15 protein-coding genes are annotated in these 17613 nt (G+C 72.4%); 7 read left to right on the forward strand and 8 right to left on the reverse strand.

All coding sequences use genetic code 11. From position 1 onward, the window contains the following. Positions 1 to 28: 28 nt before the first annotated feature. Positions 29 to 502 carry an N-acetyltransferase family protein gene (locus WMF44_RS05850; protein ID WP_437298130.1) on the reverse strand — a complete coding sequence of 158 codons (474 nt, stop codon included), beginning with the start codon at positions 500 to 502 and terminating at the stop codon, positions 29 to 31. 294 nt (positions 503 to 796) lie between these two features. On the opposite strand from WMF44_RS05850, the gene WMF44_RS05855 reads away from it, so the two are divergent. After that, positions 797 to 1972 carry a hypothetical protein gene (locus tag WMF44_RS05855; RefSeq protein ID WP_437298131.1) on the forward strand — a complete coding sequence of 392 codons (1176 nt, stop codon included), beginning with the start codon at positions 797 to 799 and terminating at the stop codon, positions 1970 to 1972. Between the two features lie 114 nt (positions 1973 to 2086). Here WMF44_RS05855 and mdh read toward each other — a convergent pair whose 3' ends face one another. Continuing rightward, complete coding sequence (gene mdh / locus WMF44_RS05860) at positions 2087 to 3028, reverse strand: malate dehydrogenase (RefSeq protein ID WP_012233684.1); 942 nt, start codon at positions 3026 to 3028, stop codon at positions 2087 to 2089. Positions 3029 to 3155: 127 nt separating this feature from the next. Between mdh and WMF44_RS05865 the strand changes: the two genes are divergently transcribed. After that, entirely contained in the window at positions 3156 to 4118 is a 963-nt protein-coding gene (locus WMF44_RS05865) for a phosphoribosylaminoimidazolesuccinocarboxamide synthase (protein WP_437298132.1), read from the forward strand. A gap of 50 nt (positions 4119 to 4168) precedes the next feature. On the opposite strand, the gene WMF44_RS05870 is transcribed toward WMF44_RS05865, so the two are convergent. Together WMF44_RS05870 and WMF44_RS05875 are read right to left on the reverse strand one after the other, a co-directional pair. Then, positions 4169 to 5092: a hypothetical protein gene (locus WMF44_RS05870; protein WP_437298133.1), complete on the reverse strand. Its 924-nt coding sequence runs from the start codon at positions 5090 to 5092 to the stop codon at positions 4169 to 4171. A 139-nt stretch (positions 5093 to 5231) separates the two neighbouring features. After that, positions 5232 to 6146, reverse strand: coding sequence for a hypothetical protein (locus WMF44_RS05875; RefSeq protein ID WP_437298134.1), 915 nt, complete (start codon positions 6144 to 6146; stop codon positions 5232 to 5234). A gap of 307 nt (positions 6147 to 6453) precedes the next feature. Between WMF44_RS05875 and WMF44_RS05880 the strand changes: the two genes are divergently transcribed. The 4 genes from WMF44_RS05880 to WMF44_RS05895 all read left to right on the forward strand — a co-directional run bounded on the left by WMF44_RS05880 (position 6454) and on the right by WMF44_RS05895 (position 12020). Beyond that, entirely contained in the window at positions 6454 to 7554 is a 1101-nt protein-coding gene (locus tag WMF44_RS05880; RefSeq protein WP_437298135.1) for a hypothetical protein, read from the forward strand. A gap of 150 nt (positions 7555 to 7704) precedes the next feature. After that, on the forward strand, positions 7705 to 10374 hold the full coding sequence (locus WMF44_RS05885) for a HEAT repeat domain-containing protein (protein ID WP_437298136.1): 2670 nt from the start codon (positions 7705 to 7707) through the stop codon (positions 10372 to 10374). Between the two features lie 49 nt (positions 10375 to 10423). Next, positions 10424 to 10993, forward strand: a complete 570-nt coding sequence (locus tag WMF44_RS05890; protein ID WP_437298137.1) for a Uma2 family endonuclease — start codon at positions 10424 to 10426, stop codon at positions 10991 to 10993. A gap of 130 nt (positions 10994 to 11123) precedes the next feature. After that, positions 11124 to 12020, forward strand: coding sequence for a hypothetical protein (locus tag WMF44_RS05895; protein ID WP_437298138.1), 897 nt, complete (start codon positions 11124 to 11126; stop codon positions 12018 to 12020). 42 nt (positions 12021 to 12062) lie between these two features. Here WMF44_RS05895 and WMF44_RS05900 read toward each other — a convergent pair whose 3' ends face one another. Together WMF44_RS05900 and WMF44_RS05905 are read right to left on the reverse strand one after the other, a co-directional pair. Continuing rightward, positions 12063 to 12695 (reverse strand): hypothetical protein, encoded by a 633-nt coding sequence (locus WMF44_RS05900; RefSeq protein WP_437298139.1) that lies wholly within the window; start codon positions 12693 to 12695, stop codon positions 12063 to 12065. Further along, complete coding sequence (locus tag WMF44_RS05905; protein WP_437298140.1) at positions 12695 to 13768, reverse strand: AAA family ATPase; 1074 nt, start codon at positions 13766 to 13768, stop codon at positions 12695 to 12697. Before WMF44_RS05905 ends, WMF44_RS05900 begins: the two co-directional genes overlap by 1 nt. A 79-nt stretch (positions 13769 to 13847) precedes the next feature. Here WMF44_RS05905 and WMF44_RS05910 point away from each other — a divergent pair, with 79 nt between their 5' ends. Next, a complete protein-coding gene (locus tag WMF44_RS05910; RefSeq protein WP_437298141.1) occupies positions 13848 to 14282 on the forward strand; it encodes a hypothetical protein in 435 nt (144 codons plus the stop codon). Here WMF44_RS05910 and boxB read toward each other — a convergent pair. Continuing rightward, positions 14279 to 15730, reverse strand: coding sequence for a benzoyl-CoA 2,3-epoxidase subunit BoxB (gene boxB / locus WMF44_RS05915; RefSeq protein ID WP_437298142.1), 1452 nt, complete (start codon positions 15728 to 15730; stop codon positions 14279 to 14281). The two genes, WMF44_RS05910 and boxB, sit on opposite strands and share 4 nt — an antisense overlap. Next, positions 15727 to 17532, reverse strand: a complete 1806-nt coding sequence (gene boxC, locus WMF44_RS05920) for a 2,3-epoxybenzoyl-CoA dihydrolase (RefSeq protein WP_437298143.1) — start codon at positions 17530 to 17532, stop codon at positions 15727 to 15729. The genes boxB and boxC overlap by 4 nt, the downstream gene beginning before the upstream one ends. Positions 17533 to 17613 lie beyond the last annotated feature (81 nt).

Raw genomic sequence — 17613 nt, forward strand, 5'->3', positions numbered from 1 at the left:
ATCCCGCTGGCCGCGCGGCTGCTCGTGTCTACAGCTTCAGCTTCATCCCCTCGTGGCTCGCCACGAAGCCGAGCCGCTCGTAGAAGCGGTGCGCGCGCAGCCGCGCCTTGTTCGAGGTGAGCTGCACCCGGAAACACCCCCGCCGCCGCGCCTCGTCGATGGCCCATCGCACCATCGCCTCGCCGATCCCGCGGCCCCGGAGGCTCGGGTCCACGATGACGTTCTCGATCTGCGCCACCCGTGCTCCGCGGTTCGCCACGTACTGGATGATGGTCAGGTGGAACGCGCCGGCGACGCGCCCCTCGACCTCCGCGACGAGCAGCGCGTTGTTCGGATCTTCGGCGATGGCGGCGAGCGCCTCGCGGTAGCGCGGGTCGAGCGGCGGGCCGGGGTGGTCCGTCTTCGCGTTGCCCTCGTCCGGGATCGAGAAGAGATGGACGATCGCCGGCAGGTCTGCCTCGGCGGCGCGGCGGATGGCGGGTACGAGCTGCGGCTGGCTCATGCGCGCATCCTGCCACGACACATGGCGGTCCCGCACGGAATCACGGGATCACGGAATCACGGAATCACGCCAGGAGCCGGGCAGGGGAGCAGAGAGGCATAGAAACAGACGAGCAGAAAAATAGAGATGCCGAGAAACAGCGGTGCAGGGAGCGGGAAGCGTGAATGAAGAGAACCGCGGGAGTTCTTCCTTTTCAGGCCCGCACGATTCGCCTTCATGCCCGAGTGCGATCTAGACACAGGCGATCAAGCCGTGCAGAGTCGACGCATCATGTCGACCCGGAGGACCGTGTAGATGCGCGTAGTCAACACAGCCGACATCCTCGCGATCGAGTCTCTCAAGGCGGATGAGCGCACCCTGCTGGGGCTGTTCAAGGAACTCCGGAAACATTCGGAGCTCTCGGCGTACCTGCCCGAAGTCTGCCATCTGTCCCTGAGATGGGTACGCCTCCTCGAACGCCAGCCGCTCAAGCCTCGTGCGCTCCTCGGCAAAGGCATGCTCGTCATCACCGAAGGCTCGGGCGAGGTCATCGGGGACTCGCCCTGCCGCGTCCAGGCGGGAGACGTCGTGATGGTCCCTCCCGGCGGGCTGCAGGGGCTCGTGGGCGGCGCGCCGGGCGGACTCTCCGCGATATCCATCCATCTCGAGGAGCTCGACGAAAGCGAGCCTCGCTGGGACACGCCGTGTCTGTGCGCGGCGCTCGGGCGGGAGGACGGCGCGGACGAGGCGTCCCCGGATCGCGCCGTTTCTCCCGTGGATCTGCTCGTCGAGGAGAACGAGGTCCACGCGCGGGAGTTCGCGGGCAGCCCCTTGATGCAGCTCATCCGGTCCGAGCGCGCCCTCCGGGACGACGTGAAGCGGCGGATGCTCGGCGCGCTCCAGATCTGGTCGAACGCGTTCCAGAAGGTCCTGTGCGCCAGGGTCGTCTTCGAGTCGCACCCCGGGGCCATCGCGATCGCCGAGCGCCACCTCGCCGACGAGGTCGGGCACAACCGGAGGCTCTCCAGGATGCACGACCCGCGGAGCTCGCCGTCCTGGGATCGCGGCATCGCCGCGGCGTCGTCCTGGTTCATCGAGCGGATGGGCTCGGCGTCCACCGAGGAGCGGACGGTCCTCGTCCACTTCGTCATCGAGCGCTGCGCCGACGTCCTCCTCACGGCGGCCCAGCAGATCTTCCCCGACTCGGACTACTTCGCGACGCACGCCGAGGTGGACGCCGAGCACTTCAAGCTCGGGTACAGCCTCCTGAAGGGCTTCCCCGGCCTGGACCTCGGCCCGCTGCGGGGCGCGCTCACCGAGGGCTGGCAGATGATGAACCTGATCTGCCAGCGCATCAGCGACATCGCTGCGGGGGACGGCGACGCGGCCGCCGAGATGCCGGCGGGCGGCGCGAGCCCCGGCGAGCTCGCCCGCGATCCACGGCGCGAGCTGACGGCCGTGCTGGATGGCCTCTGCGGCGGTGTGATGTGAGCCGCTGAAGCGCCGAGGGAGAGGGAGAGCCCCTCGCTCTCTCCTCTCCCTCCCGCTCCTGGCGCGCGTGCTCTTCGCGCGCTTCGTGACGCGCGGCGCGCCGCGCGGCCGGCGCTAGCTCGAGGCCTTCACCACGTCGGTGATGCCCTGCACGCTCTTCGCGCTCTTCGCGAGCATCTCCTTCTCTTCTGCGGTCAGCGGCAGCTCGACGATCTTCTCGATGCCCTTGCCGCCGAGGATGACCGGCACGCCCATGAAGATGTCCTTGTAGCCGTACTCGCCGTCCAGGTAGGCCGCGACGGGGAGCAGCCGCTTCTGGTCGAGCAGGTAGCTCTCGGCCATCGCGACGGCGCTCGAGGCGGGCGCGTAGTAGGCGCTCGTCCCCATGAGCTGGACGATCTCGCCGCCGCCCTTGCGGGTCCTCGCGATGAGCGCGTCGAGCTTCTCCTTGCTGATGAGCTCGGTCGCGCGCACGCCGTTGATCGTGCACGCCGACGGGATGGGCACCATGTCATCGCCGTGGCCGCCGAGGACCATCGCGCGCACGTCCTTCACGGACACGTTCGCCTCGCGCGCGAGGAACAGCTGGAAGCGCGCGCTGTCGAGCACGCCCGCCATGCCGAGCACGCGCTCGCGCGGGAAGCCGGTGCGGCGCTTGAACTCGTAGACCATCGCGTCGATCGGGTTCGAGATGACGATCACCAGCGCGTTCGGGCAGTGCTCCTTCGCGCCGTCCGCCACGCTGCGGATGATCGGCAGGTTCGTCGCGACAAGGTCGTCACGGCTCTGGCCCGGCTTGCGCGGGATGCCGGCCGTCACGATGAGGACGTCGGCCCCTGCGCAGTCCGCCCAGCTCGAGGTGCCCTTGATCGAGGCGTCGTAGCCCAGCACGGCGCCGTTCTGCTCGAGGTCGAGCGCCTTGCCTTTCGCGAAGTCCGTCTTCTGGGGGATGTCGAACAGCACGACGTCCCCGAGCTCCTTGCGCGCGATGAGGGCCGCGAGCTCCCCGCCGATGTTGCCGGCGCCGATAAGGGCGATCTTTCTTCGGTTTGCCATGGGCGGCCCTAATACCACCCCCCCGGCCGGAGACCAACGGGGCTCCAGGGCGGCGCGGGGGAGGGAACTCGGCCGGCGCCTTCGAAACCTGTCGACTCGGCCCGCGAGCCCGGGTAAGCCGCGCCCCATGGTCACCGAGGACGATCTGCGCACCGCGCTCGGCAGGGTGCTCGAGCGCACCTCGCTCGCGGGCCCCTTCGCCCGCTACGAGGGCAAGGTGCGGGACTGCTACACGACGCCGGACGGCCGCCGCCTGCTCGTCGTCACCGACCGCATCAGCGCCTTCGATCGCGTGCTCGGCACGCTGCCGCTGAAGGGCCAGGTGCTGAACCGGCTGTCCGCCTTCTGGTTCGAGCGCACGCGGAGCGTCGCCCCGAACCACATGATCTCCCAGCCCGACCCGAACGTCCTCGAGGCGATCGAGTGTGTGCCCCTGCCGGTCGAGATGGTGGTGCGCGCCTACGTGACGGGCGTGACCTCGACCAGCATCTGGACGCACTACGCGCGTGGCGAGCGCGTCTTCTGCGGCCACCGGCTCCCCGAGGGCCTCCGCAAGAACGAGCGCCTGCCGCGGCCCATCCTGACGCCGAGCACCAAGGCGCCGAAGGGCGGGCACGATCTCTCCGCCTCGCGCGAGGAGATCCTCGCCCTCGGCACGATCGACGCGCGCGACTTCGACGCCGCCGCCGAGATGGCCCTCGCGCTCTTCGAGCACGGCGCCCGCGCGTGCGCGGAGCAGGGGCTCATCCTCGTCGACACCAAGTACGAGTTCGGCAAGGACCGGGACGGGAACATCGTCGTCATCGACGAGATCCACACCCCCGACTCGTCCCGCTTCTGGTTCGCCTCGTCCTACGGCGAGCGCTTCGCGGCCGGCGAGGACCCGGAGTCGTTCGACAAGGAGTACGTGCGCCGCTGGCTCGCCGCGCGCGGCTTCCAGGGCGACGGGCCGATCCCCGCGATCCCGGACGAGGTCCGGATCGAGGCGTCCCGCCGCTACATCGAGGCGTTCGAGCGGATCACCGGGGCGGCGTTCGTCCCTGACCTCGAGGACCCGGCGGTGCGCATCCCGCGCAACCTGGGGGTGTGAGGCGGGCGCGGCCGCGCCCATGAATCGTCGCGGGGCGCGGGCCGGCGGGCTCAGGCCTCGGGCGCGACGAGCTTCTTCGCCCAGAGGATGGCGTCCTTGCGGGCGCGGCCGACGACGAGGTGCCGCGCCAGCACGGCCGAGCGGCGGAAGCCGTTCGCGAGGAGGGCGGCGCACAGCTCCTGGTCGTCCGCGGGGGCGAAGGTGAAGGTGCTCACGGCCTTCTCCTCGACGAGGCGGTCGCAGAGCGCGCCTATGGCGGCCGTCGTCGCGAGCCGCTCCGCCTCGTGGCGCGGCGGGCACAGGATCTCCAGGAACGAGTTGCCGAAGCACGACTGCATCTCCCACGCGGCGTGCAGCGTGAAGCCGCCCCGCGCGGACAGCACGTAGCCCGTCCGCACCGCGTCGCGCCCGAACGGCTCGAAGCCCGTCAGCGCCCGCCCCGCCCGCTGCGCGGCCGCGACCGCGCGCCGCAGCTCGACGCCGCTCGCGGGCGCGATCTTGATCGCGGGCAGCGGCCGCCCCTCGGCCTCCCGGAGCAGCCGCCTCGCGCGGGCGATCGTGCGCTCCGCGAGCAGGACCGCCGGAGAGGCCGCGACGTCGTCTCCCCCGCCGCCCTCCTCGCCGTCGCCGCTCGCGCGCAGCCGCGACGTCATCTCGGACACGACCGCCCCGAGGATCCAGGCGTCGCTGCGCTTGTAAAAGCCGGGGATCGACCCCTCCCGCGTGAACCCGAGGCGGGTCCACGTCGGCACCTCGTCGCGCTCGACCAGCGTGAAGATCTTCTCGACCCCCTCGCGCTTGGCGGCCGACAGCACGAAGCTCCGCTTGGACGGCGTGGGTCCCGCGCGGAAGTCGACGATGCGGAGCGTCCGGTGCCGTCGATTGACCAGGAGACAGAGCGAGACGGAGTCGTTCCGGAACAGGAGCTCGTCGACACCGCTGCTCGCCGTCGAAGACAAGTTTGTCGCTGCCATACCCCCTCGCGCTCGGCGCAGACGTGACGCCTCGGATCCGATGTTCATTGCAGAATTGCAAATTGCAGATCTGCAATGCCCCCTAGCAGTCGAGGCCCACAGCGTCAACGATGTCGGCGGGATCGCGGTGAGGAGGGGCTCAGGGGGTCGCGGCGAGCCGGCTCGCGTCGCTCGCCTTGACCCCGAGGGCCACGAGCGCCTCCTGGAGCCGGGAGCGCTGGAGGGAGATGCGGGTCGGCATCCCGCCGGAGATCTTGAACGTCTCGAGGAAGTTCACTCCGCTGTCGAAGCGGGCGGCGAAGGTGATGCTGTCGTTGTCGACGACGACGGAGATGGGCGCGCGCTCCTGCCCGATGAGGAGGAGAAGGGTCTTGTCGTAGGCCCCGCCCCGCTGGGAGGCGTCGACGAGGACGAGGCCCGGCTCGACGCGCTCGTAGCGGAGCGCGAGCCGGCGGGTCTCGGCTTCCATGGTGGCGAGCTCGGCGCCGGCCTGGTCGATGGGCGTCCAGAGCGACGGGTCGGAGAGGCCTGACGCGAGGTGCCGGACGATGAGGCCGAAGAGGGCCTGATCGCGGGGGCGGGCGCGGAGCGCGCGGTCCATGCGGGTGGCGGCCGGGCCCGGGACGCCGATGCGGGTGTCGATGGCGCGGGCGTCGTCGTCGCAGCCGGGGTAGGGCTCGACGCCGCCGCGCATCCACTTCGCGCCGCTGGCGAGGCCGTCGAAGTCGACGTGGCAGACGAGGGTGTCGACGCGCCCGGCGCGGGCGACGAGCTCCGGCGTGATCATCTCGGGGCAGGCGCCGTGTTCGGCCTTGGTCGACAGGACGAAGCGCGGATCGCCGGCGAAGCGCGCGTGGTGGGCGCTGTCGTGGTGATCGACCCAGGCGGCGAGCCGCGGCCCGAGGTCCTGGATGAGGGGGAGCGTGACCGTCTCGAAGCTCTTGCCTCCCGCCTCCGAGGCGAAGGCGATGTCGAGAACGGCGACGTTGCCGCGCAGATCGCGGGCGCGGGGGAGCTTGCGGGGGGAGGCGAAGGCGAGATCGAATCCGTGCATGGCGTGGCTTCCCGGGGAGGTAGGTACCGTCCAGCCGGGCGACCCGGCGCGTGCCGCGTCGGGCGCCCTGCTCCATACACCCGAAACGGTGGAGGCGCTGCGGCGGAGGACCTTTCTCGGGCGAGGCCTGAATGATCCGCTAGGATGATCCGACCAACGGCAGGGGCGGCTCGGCGTGCCGGGCGGCCCCGCAGTGAGTGGGCCGCCGCGCAGAGCAGGCCGGCGGTTCCAGGGAGACTCGACAGGTGGGGACCGCGCTCGGGCTCGCCACGCGAGCGGGGCTGCCGTCCTGTGTCGGAGGAAGTGGATGAGAAGCGACGTTCTGGGACTCGGTCTTCTGGCTCTTGGGGGGGTGCTCTGCGCGGGGCTCCCGGGCACGCCGGCCGTCTCCGAGGCGAAGGCAGAGCCCGCCCAGGTGGTGGTGTCGGCCGCGCAGGTGACGGGGGTGGCCGCGCAGGCGACCGCGACGGTCGGCCAGGCGGTGTCGGGGCCGGCGTGCAAGCTGAAGGGGACGGCGCCGGTGCCCAAGGGCGCCCGGCTGCATGACGCGCCGAGCGGCGGCAGGACGGTCGCGAGCTTCACCGGCGCGCTGGTCCCGATGACGCTGAGCGCGATCCCTGCGGATCCGGCGGCAGGCCGCGCGCGGCTGAGCACGTCCGACAGCTCGCCTGCGCTGCGGATCGACGGCTACATCGCGCCCTCGGACGTCGCGGTGTTCACGACGCGCGACATCCCGGTCATCGCCGGGCACGTGTGGATCTCGAGCGCGCAGAAGGTGAAGCTCGTCGCGGCCACGGGCGACTCGCTGCGCGCGGAGCTCTCGATCTCCGGGTCCGAGAGGCAGACAGCGAAGGCCTCGGCTCCCTGCGACGCCTTCGCGCTGCAGCGCGGCGTCCCCACGAAGATGGAGATCCCCGGCAGCGCCCGCGGGTACCTGATGAAGACGTCGACGATCGAGCTCTTCGATCGCCCCGACGGCGACGTGATCTTCACGCTGAGGATGCTCGAGGGGACGGCCCAGCTCTTCTGGAGCACCGAGGCGAAGTCCGGCTTCGTCCACCTGATGTCTCGGGGCGACCTCACGATCGACGCCTGGGGTCGCCTCAAGGATCTCGAGCCGCTGAAGAAGGGCGAGATGATGGACCAGTACATCCCGCCGACGACCGCGGTGGCCGGCGCGCAGCTGGCGCTCGACAAGGCGCCGCCGATCGTGAAGGCGACGAGGGCGATCCCGGTCCGCGCGCGGCGCGACGAGAAGGAGAAGCCGATCGGCGAGATCGAGGCCGGCGCAGAGATCTACCTGCTCGAGACGGTGGCGGGCTGGACCAACGTGCTCCCGAAGGCGCTCGGGATGACGCCGCCGGACGAGGGCGGCTTCTGGATCCCCGCCACGGAGACGCCGAAGTAGCGAGGGCGCGCGGGCCCGCCGTGCGCGGTGGGCTCGCCCGGACGACGCGCCGCAGCGCCGGTCCGGGCGGGAGCGGCGCCGTGCTCGAGGCGTCAACGCCCGATCAACTCTCGAGCGGTTTCGCCGCGCCGGGCGACTAGGATGGCGCGCATGTCCAGATCGCCGTTTCGTTTCCGGCGGCCTCGCCTCGGCGCCGCGGCCGGGGTGATCGCAGCCTCCGCGGCCGTCGGTGGCAGCGCCGCCGCGCAGGCCGCGCCCGTGGTGCTCCCTCACGCGGCGGGCCAGCAGGCGCTCGCTGTCCGCATCGATCCGGGCGGGGTCACCGCCCGCGCCTGTCCCGCTGCGGCGGCGTGCGCGCCCGACGGCGGCAAGGTCCTCGCCGTGCCGTCCGAGGTGGCGCCGCTGCTCGGCGGCGCGCGCGTCGTGCCGGTCACCCTGGCGGACGGCAAGCGCCTCGCCAGGATCGAGGCGCCGGCCGCGGGAAAGCCGGCGGGCGCCGGCGCGCCGGAAGGCGCGAGCGGCAGCTGGGTGATGCTGCTCGCGGCGCCGCTCGCGGGGAAGGGGACGGAGCCGCTCGTGCTCTGGAGCGGCTGGACCGGCGTCGCGACAGGGGAGCACGGCGAGGGGCGGAGCGACGCCGTGGTCGTGGAGCCGCTCGGCGGCAGCGGAAGCCGTGTGCTCGTCGGGCAGCTGCGAGACGACGTGACCCTCTGCGGGCGGCCGGCGCTGGTCGGCGCGAGCGAGGTCGATCCCCGGACCATGACGCTCCTGAAGGGGGCCAGCTTCCAGAACCTCTCGGCGGAGGAGCGGCGCGCCGCGGGCAAGGTGGTCGCCGAGCGCCGTGACGCCGACGCGGCGGCGGCTGCGTTCCGGCTGCTGCGCCCGACCGCCGCGTCGAGCGCGGTCGGCAAGCGCTTCGCGGAGATCGCCGACGGCGATCCGAAGACCGCGTGGTCCGAGGGCAAGGCGGGCGCGGGCCGGGGCGAGTTCGTGTCGTTCTCGTCGGCGGACGAGGTCGGGATCACGGGCCTGGGTCTGCGCATCAAACCGCCCGACGGCGTCGAGGGCGGCGCCGCGCCGCGCACGCTCTTCGTGGCGACGCCCGACCGGCTCTTCCAGGTGAGCCTGCCCGAGGACGCGTGGCTCAAGGAGTCCGCCGGCTACGAGGTGAAGCTCCCCGAGGAGATCAAGGCCTCGTGCATCGCCGTCGTGCTCGACGACGCGTACGCGCCGGCGGGGGCCGGGGGTCGCGGCGCGCCCGCGGCGCCGGAGGTGCGGGTGACGATCGCCGAGGTCACGGCGCGCACGGCGTTCGACGGGCAGGGCCCGGCGGCGCTCGTGGGCGCGCTCGCGGGCGGCGGCGAGCGATCCAGGGCGGCGGCGGCGCTGCTCGCGCGCGGCGGGCCGGAGGCGGTCGAGGCGGCGATCGCCGGCTACGACAGGCTCGACCCCGCGGGCAGGCACCTCGCCCGGGGCGTGATCGACACGGCGCCCTGCGCGGTGCAGATCCCGTTCCTCGCCGCGCGGCTGGCGTCCGGCGCGGCATCGGCGGCGCAGCGCGCGCCCGGCGCGGCGTCCGCGGGGCGCGCGTCCGGGTTGGCGTCGGCCGCGCCGGGGCGCGCCGCTCGCGCCGCGCCGCCCGAGCTCGATCCGGAGCTCCACCACGCGCGCGATCGCGTCCGCCGTTGCGGGCGCGCGGCCGCGCCGGCGCTCGCGGAGATCGTGAAGTCGGGCGCGGCCGCGGCCAGGGTGGTGGCGGCCCGGGAGCTCGCGCTCGTCGCGCCGGCCGAGGCGATCCCGGCGCTGCTCGACGCCCTCGCCGGGGCGCGCGGCGCGGCGCGGAGGGAGCTACGGGCCGCGCTCGCGCTGGCGGCGCGGAGCGAGCGGGCCGCTTCCGTGGTCGAGGAAGAGGTGCAGATCGAGCGGCTCCGCGCCCGGCCGGAGGACGCGCAGCTCGATCTGCTGCGCGCGCTCGGGCCGGCGCTCGGGCGGGTGAAGGGCGGCGGGGCGGCGTTCCAGGCGCTCGCGTCGGCGGGCAGCGCGCCCTTCGAGCGGCGTTACCTGCTGCAAGCGCCGGCCGCGGCGCTCGCGCGCGCGGGCGAGGCGCCGGCGGAGGCGTACCTCCGGGCGTCGCTCAGGAAGGACGCCGACGCGCACGTGCGCCTCCGCGCGGCCGAGGTCGCGGCGGACGTGCCGTCGCTCGCGCAGGACCTGCTCGCGGCGGCCTCCGATCGGGACGCGCGCGTGCGCGAGGCGGCGATCGTGGCGCTCGCGCGCGCGGCCGCTGCCGGCGCGAAGCTGCCCGCCGGCGCGGCCGAGGCGCTCGCGGCGCGGCTCACCTCGGACCCGTGGACGTTCATCCGGGGCGGCGCTGCGCTCGCGATCGGTGCGATGCCGGCGACGCCGGCGGGCGACCGGGCGCTCGTCGGGGCGCTCGCCGACAGCTCGCCCGAGGTGCGCCGGCATGCGCTCGACGGGCTCGGCGCGCACCGCGCGACCGCGCACATCGAGGCCGTGCGCGACCGGGCGGAGGACAAGGAGGAGGACCTCGAGGTGCGCGCGCGGGCGATCCTCGCGCTCGGGGCGATGTGCGACGCGAGCTCGGTCGACCTGTGGACGCGGCTCGCGCTCCGGGCGAAGGCGCCGATCGGCGAGCACGATCAGCGGCTCGGCTCGGCGGCGCTCGCGGCGCTCGGGTCGGTGCACCCGGCGGATCTGCCCGCGCGCCTCAAGCCGCTGCTCGACAAGGACACGCCGCACGGCCTGCGCGAGGCGGCGAGGGCCGCGCTCTCCGTGGCGCCGCAGTGCCGCCGCCGCTGAGGCGGCAGACCGGCCTCCGCGCGCGCCGTTCGCGCGCTAGAGTGGTTCCATGAGCGTGATCGCTGGCCGCATCTCGACCCCGAAGGACATGACCTTCGACGAAGCCGCTCGCCTCGATCCGGACGCGCAGGCTGGAGAGATCGTCGATGGAGAATGGGTGCCCATGACGAGGAACACCTGGCGGCACGGGGAGCTCGTCGTCAACGTCAGCGTTCTTCTCAAGCTCTATGCCCGCGAGCACCCGGGCTGGAGCGTCGCCGGCGGTGATCCCGGCACCAAGCTCGCGCGCGATCCGGACCGGCTGCGCGGGCCTGACGTCGCGATGGCGCGGGTCGAGCGCCTCCCCACGGGAAGGGGCGCGGAGGGCTGGCTCGACGGCGCTCCGGATCTGGCCGTGGAGATCCTGGGCGACGGGCAGTCCGCGTCGGAGCTCCTCAAGAAGGCGCTCGAGTACATGGCTGCGGGCGCCGCGATGGTCTGGGTTATCGATCCCGATCCAGCGCGGGTGATGGTGCTCACGCCGCCTGATCATGTGCGCATTCTCGGGCGCGAGGACACACTCGACGGCGGCGCTGTGCTGCCGGGCTTCACCTGCAAGGTCGCCGAGCTCTTCGGCTGACCGGCTCACCTCATCGTGCTGCCGATCCGCTGCGACAGCACCGCGGATCGATCCCACCCCCCGCGGGGGCGGCGTGAGGAGGTCGCCCGGACTGGTCGCCGCGAGAAGCGGCGTCGGCAGGCCGAAAGCGATGCCCTCGCTCTCCACTCCCCTTCATCGGCCGACGAAACGCATGCTCAACCTTCACAAGCTGGTTCGGGACGCGCTTCTGGACGACGCCACGCACGCCCCGACCCTGCGAGCTCGTCTCGAGCGGGACGGGGCGCGCGCCTTTCGCTACTTCGACCGGATCCTGCGCAGCCGTGAGGCCTACGCCAGGGTCGGTCTCGATCTCACCGAGTTCTCTTCGCTGCTCCCCTTCGATATCTCCAGCCTGTCGACTCCGCTCCTGGTTTGTCTCGCCATGCAGCGCGACGGCTACCTGCGCCAGCGCGCTGTCTCCGCGCTCGCCGTCCGAGTGGAAGCCATCTCGCTGGCTGGCGTCGCGAGCCGGATCGTCGACCCTGTTCCCCAGGTCGCTGAACAGGCGCGCGACGCCTGGGCCTCGCTGCTGGCGTATTCGAGCGTCCAGCACCTGGTTTGGTGCCTCCCGCTCGTCGACATGGTCATCAAGACGCCACGGGGCGCGCGCTCCAGTGTTCTGCAAGACGTCGAAGGCTTCATGTCCCGCTTCCCGGACATGGCCGTCGCCGAGCTCGACCTCGCGACCCGTTCGGCAGACCAATACTTGCGCCTGAGCGCGTTCACCCACCTCGCTCGCTTGTTCCCGGACGAGCTCACCCCGCGCCTCGCTCGAGCCCTCGAAGACGCGAGTCCTCCCGTCCGACGATGGGCAGGACAGACCGGCGACCGCGCGCTCTCGATGCTCACGAGCTCCTCCGGCCAGACCGCGCAGCTCATCGGCGCCCTCGCGGTGCTGTCAGAGTTCGGCCGCGAACAGGATCGACCTCTCATCGAGACGTTCGTGAAGGACAAACGCGCAAGGGTCGCCGCCGAAGCAGCTCGCACGCTTCGACTTCTGGGATAGCCCCTTCCGACGATGGCTGTTCCATGGTGAGGGCGTCAGCGCTCACCTCACGCCGCGGCCCGCCCGCCGCGGCAGCACCGCGCGCGCGCGCGCGAGCCACTCGACGAGCGACGTGGCGTCCGGGGGGACGGCGTCGAGGTCGGCGTCCTCCGCCACGCGCACCATGGCGGCGCCGTCGCCGGGCATCATGCCCTTCGCAGCGAGCATCGCCTGCGCCCTGAGGGGCGACAGCTCCTCGGTCGCCTTCTCGCCGAGCAGCGCGAGGATCCAGCCGCCGAGCGCCGGCGCTGCCACGCCGCCGATCACGTCGGGCGGCGAGGACAGGGCCGACGAGACGCGCCGGATGCCCTCCGCGATCGCCTCGCGGCGCGCCGGATCACGGTCGATGTCGCGGGCGAACGCGAGGATCTCGCACCCCGCCTCCTGCGCGTCGAGCGCCGCGCCCAGCACGTGGTGCGTGTCCTCGTGGGCCGCGCCGCGCGCCTGGTACTTCCGGATGCTCTTCCACTCGCGGGCGCCGCCGACGACCCATCCGCTCGGCTGGACGCGGGAGAGCAGCGTGAAGAGCACGCCGGGGTGCTTGTCCGACTGGTAGGCGGGCGCCCCGGCGCGGCTGCCGAGCTCGCTCTCGCCCTCGCCGACGAGGAAGACCCGGATCCGATCGGGCCCCTTCATCACGGCCGCGGCCCTCCTCCGAGGAGCGGCGCCTCGTCACCGCCGTTCGCGTAGCTCAGCCAGAGCTCCCCCAGCGCGTACACCCTCGCCCGATCCTCGAAGCCCGGCGTGTCCAGGATGCGCGTGGCCCTCATCCCCCGCTCGCCCGCGCGGGTGACGACCGTGACCTCCTCCGGCTGCAGCTCGTTCACCACGAGCGGGCTGTGCGTCGCGAGGAGGACCTGGGTCTTCTCGGAGACGAGGCGCAGCGCGCGCATCACGTCGGCGATGCGCGCGGGGTGCAGCCCGTGCTCGGGCTCCTCGACGAGGAGCAGGGGCGTCGGATCGAGGTGCGGCAGCGCCGCGAAGGCGAGATAGTAGAGCATGCCCTCGCTCATCAGCGACGCCGGCACGACGGCGCCGCCCTCGAGCTTCACGCCGATGGCCTTCGTCGTGGAGCTCGGGTTGGCGAGGTGGAGGCTCTTCACGCTGGGGAACAGGCGGGTGAGCTCCTCGTTCAGATCGACGTACGCCGACAGGTCGCGGCTGATGACGGCGTCGTAGACGGCCGGCAGGCCCGTGCCGCGCTCGTCGGCGAAGCAGAGCGGGTGCCCGTCGGGGATGAGCGGGTGCGGGGCCCTCAGCGCGTCCGGATCGAGGCGGAGCGTCTGGGCCCCGCGCAGCGCCTGGACGATGTCCAGCGCAGGGCGCTCCGGGCTGGGCGCGCCGACCGCGTCGTCCCCGTCTGCGTCGTCGAGCAGGGAAGGGGGCTCGAGATCCCTGGGGAACGACATGGACCGGACCCGCCCCCCGGCGTCGAGCTCCACGCGCCACGTCGTGCTCGCCGCCGACACCTCGAACACGGCGCCGTCCGGGGCCTTGCTCGCGGGGCCGGCGCGCCCGAGCGTGTCCAGCGACGGCGCCCCGAGCGCCCGCTCGAGGACGGTGGAGAGCGTGCGGAGCGCCCGCAGCACCGTGCTCTTGCCGCTGTCGTTGGGCCCGATGAGCGCATGCAGCGGCGTCAGCTCCAGGGTCGCGTCCTGGACGCAGCCGTAGCCCTGGATGCGGAGCTGCTCGACGTAGGGTCGGTCCATCGAGATCGACCCCAGCATAGCCGCTCGCTCGGCAGCAAGGAACTTGGCCCGTCCTCGCCAGCCCCTCTACGCCGCGGTCATGCGCCGCCTCCCGTCGATCGCGCTCGTCGCCCTCATCGCGCTGGCCGTCCCCGTGGCGAGCGGACTCGGCGAGCGGCACGCCAGCGCCAGCGTCGCCTATGCGTCGCCTTACACCTTCGAGCAGACCTTCGGCACGGCGCTGCGCCTCGTGCGCGTCGATCTCGGCTTCAAGATCGTCGAGAAGGACGTCTCCAATGGCTACCTGCTCTTCGAGTACCGGAGCCCGGAGAGCGGCGGCAGGGTGACGCAGGGGGCGATCGAGGTCGTGGACGGCCGCGCCGGGGTGCACGTCGCCGTGCAGCTCCCGGCGATGCCGCAGTACCACGAGCAGGTGCTCCTCGACGGGCTCGTCAAGAAGCTCACCGACGAGCACGGCGACCCGCCGAAGAAGGCGCCCGCGGGCGCGCCCTCGCCCGACGCGGGCGCGCCCTAGCCGCGCCGCACGTACTCGAAGTCGACGGGCTTGCCCTTGAGCCCCTTCGCCGGCGCGGCGATCCAGTTCGCCATCTGCTTCGGATCGAACACCGGCTTCTCCATCAGGCTCCGCACGTAGGCCTCGTCGCTCGCCGTCGGCAGCCACGCGTCGCGCCGGCGCTCCCACGCCTCCTTCGAGAGCGGGTTGCCGTCGACGTCGAAGTGCAGCCCCGCGTGGATCCCCGAGCTCCGGTGGAAGCGCCGGCTCGGCAGGCTCAGCTTGAACGACACGCCGGACGCCTCGATCACCCGGTTCATCTTGTCGATCCCGCGCTGCGAGTCGGCCACGTACTCGTCGCGCAGCACCTCGTTCATGGCGTTCCTGAGCGGCACCTCCTCGCGCCGCCAGCCGGTCACCGCGCCGCCCCCGGCGGCGGGCACGTGCGGTACGTGCGGTACGTCGATCACGTACACGCCGTCGAGCGCCCGGTGGTCGTCGTACGACGCCTCCTTCGCGCGGCCCTTCACGCTCGAGGCGAAGAACGACGCCGCGTTCGACGAGATCTCCCCGCCGAAGAGGTCCAGCGACAGCGAGTACCAGAGGTTCAGGTACTTCTGCATCGTCGGCAGATCGATGCCGCCCTCGGCGCGCGCGTCCTCGTTCGCGTTGCGCTTCATCAGCTCGCACGTGCGCTCGACGATGCGGAGCAGGCCCGTCTCGCCGACGAACATGTGGTGCGCCTCCTCGGTCAGCATGAACCGCGTCGTGCGCGACAGCGGATCGAAGCCGCTCTCCGCGAGCGCGAGCAGCTGGTACTTGCCGTCGCGATCCGTGAAGTAGGTGAACATGAAGAACGAGAGCCAGTTCGTGCACGGCTCGTTGAAGGCGCCCAGGATCCGCGGCTTGTCCGGGTCGCCGCTGCGCCGCTCCAGCAGCGCCTCCGCCTCCTCCCGGCCGTCGCGGCCGAAGTGGCTGTGCAGGAGGTACACCATCGCCCAGAGGTGCCGCCCCTCCTCGACGTTCACCTGGAACAGGTTCCGCAGGTCGTAGACGCTCGGGCAGCTCTGGCCGAGCAGCCGCTGCTGCTCCACGCTCGCGGGCTCCGTGTCTCCCTGCGTCACCACCAGCCGCCGCAGCATGTTCCGGAGCTCCCCCGGCACCTCTTGCCACGCCGGCTCGCCCAGGTGGTCGCCGAAGCCGATCGTCCGGTCCGCCACCCGATCCGCGAGGAAGATGCCCCAGCGGTACTCCGGCATCTTCACGTAGTCGAAATGCGCCCACCCCTCGTGATCGACGCTGATCGCCGTGCGCAGGTAGATGTCGTCCGCCTGAAAGCCCTCGGGCCCCGTCTCCCGCCACCAGTCCAGGAACTTCGGCTGCCACGCCTCGAGGGCGCGCTGCAGCTTCCTGTCCGACGCGAGGTCGACGTTGTTCGGGATCCTCTCCGAGTTGACGACCGCGCTCATGTCCGCCTCCAGTCGAATTCGGGGCGCTCTGGCCGCCCGTACACCGTCAGCGCGCCCCGCTGGCCCACCGCGTTGGGGCGCTGGAAGATCCAGTTCTGCCAGGCCGACAGCCGCGAGAAGATCTTCGTCTCCATCGTCTCGGGCCCGCAGAAGCGCAGGCTCGCCTCCATCCCGGTGAGCGCGTCGGGCGACAGGCTCACCCGCTCCTCGATCGCGAGCCGCACCTCGTCGTCCCAGTCCATCGCGTCCGGCGCGAAGGTGCAGAGGCCCTCCTCCAGCGCCTCCTCGGCGGACAGGAGGCCCGTCTTCTCCTTCAGCGCGGCCACGCGCTCCGGCGCGCCGAGGAAGCGCGACGCGAGCCGCGTCAGGCCGTTCGACATGACGAGCGGACCGAAGTTCAGCGAGCTCAGCGCAATCGACGCGGGCGACGCGGGCGACGCGGGCGACGCGGGCGACGCGGGTGACGCGGGCGCCCCTGCCTGCCCCTCGTCCCCTCCGCCGTCCAGCATGTAGGAGCGGTCCGCCGCGAGGGCGAGCTCGAACAGGCTCCCCGCGAAGCAGGAGCCCGGCTCGATCAGCGCGAACACGCTGCGCGCCGTCAGGTCGAGCCGCTTGAGCACGCGCCGCATGTGGAGCAGCACCTCCTTCACGAACCAGTCGTCGCGGCTCGCCCACAGCGCCTCGTCCGCGGCCCGCACCGCGGCGGGAGAGCCGGACGTCCGCAGGAGCACGAGGCCCACCGTCGGGTGGTTGAAGCGGAGGTCGAGCAGCGCGTCGTCCAGCTCGCGGAACGCGCGGAGCGCCCACAGATCCGCGCCCGCCCGGCGCATCCCGGCGGCGTCGGTCGGTGTCTCGCGCGTCTCGCGCCCTTCGCCGTCCGGCCCGAGCACGCAGATCTCCGCGGTCCTCGCGGCGCGGTCCACCTTCATCGACACGTGGCGGTAGTCGCAGGTGGATACGTCGCCCGCCGTGGCGCGCCGCGCCTCGAGCGGCGAGAGCCTCACCCCGGGCCCCGCCCTGTCCGGCGTCGCCGCCGCGAGCTCGGCGGCGCGCTGGGCCACCGCCTGCTCGAAGCGGCTCTTCGGGATCGATCGATCGACGAGGCCCCACTGCTCCGCGCGCTTGCCGCGCACCCCCTCGGCCAGCGTCGAGAACACGTCCGCGAGATCCCTCCGCACCTTGCGCTTGTCCACGAGCCGCGTGAGCCCCCCGGTCCCCGGGAGCACGGCGAGCAGCGGCGTCTCCGGGAACGAGACGGCGCTGCTCCCGTCGTCGGCGAGGAGGATCTCTTCGCACGCCAGCGCGAGCTCGTAGCCGCCGCCCGAGGCGACGCCGTTCAGCGCCGCGAGGTAGCGCTGCCCGCTCTCGGAGCACGCCTCCTCGAGCGCGAGGCGCGTCTCGTTCGTGAACTTGCAGAAGTTGACCTTGAACGCGTGCGTCGACGACCCGAGCATGTAGATGTTCGCGCCGGCGCAGAAGATCCGCGGCTGCGCGCTCGTCACGACGACCGCCTTCACCTCGGGGTGCTCGAAGCGCAGCCGCTGCACGATGTCGGCGAGCTCGATGTCGACCGCGATGTCGTAGCTGTTGAGCTTCAGCTGGTAGCCGGGCCGCGCCGCCGCGTCCTCGTCGACGTCCATCGCCACGCGCGCGATCGCCCCCTCGAACGAGAGCTTCCAGTGCCTGTAACGGCCTGGCTCCGTCTCGAAGCGGAGGGGCGCGTCCTCGCCGGACGCGCCGTCTTCCCGGGCCCTGATCTGCGGCGCCGGCGCCGCGGAAGGAGGAGAGGTGGTCGCTTCCATACCCGACGAGCCCACCACCGCGCCGGGGTTCAGTCAAGCAGTATAGTTCTTGTTGGACCGCCTATCATGAAATATAGTGCA

This window comes from Sorangium sp. So ce426 (assembly GCF_051475585.1).
Classification (GTDB): domain Bacteria; phylum Myxococcota_A; class Polyangia; order Polyangiales; family Polyangiaceae; genus Sorangium; species Sorangium cellulosum_B.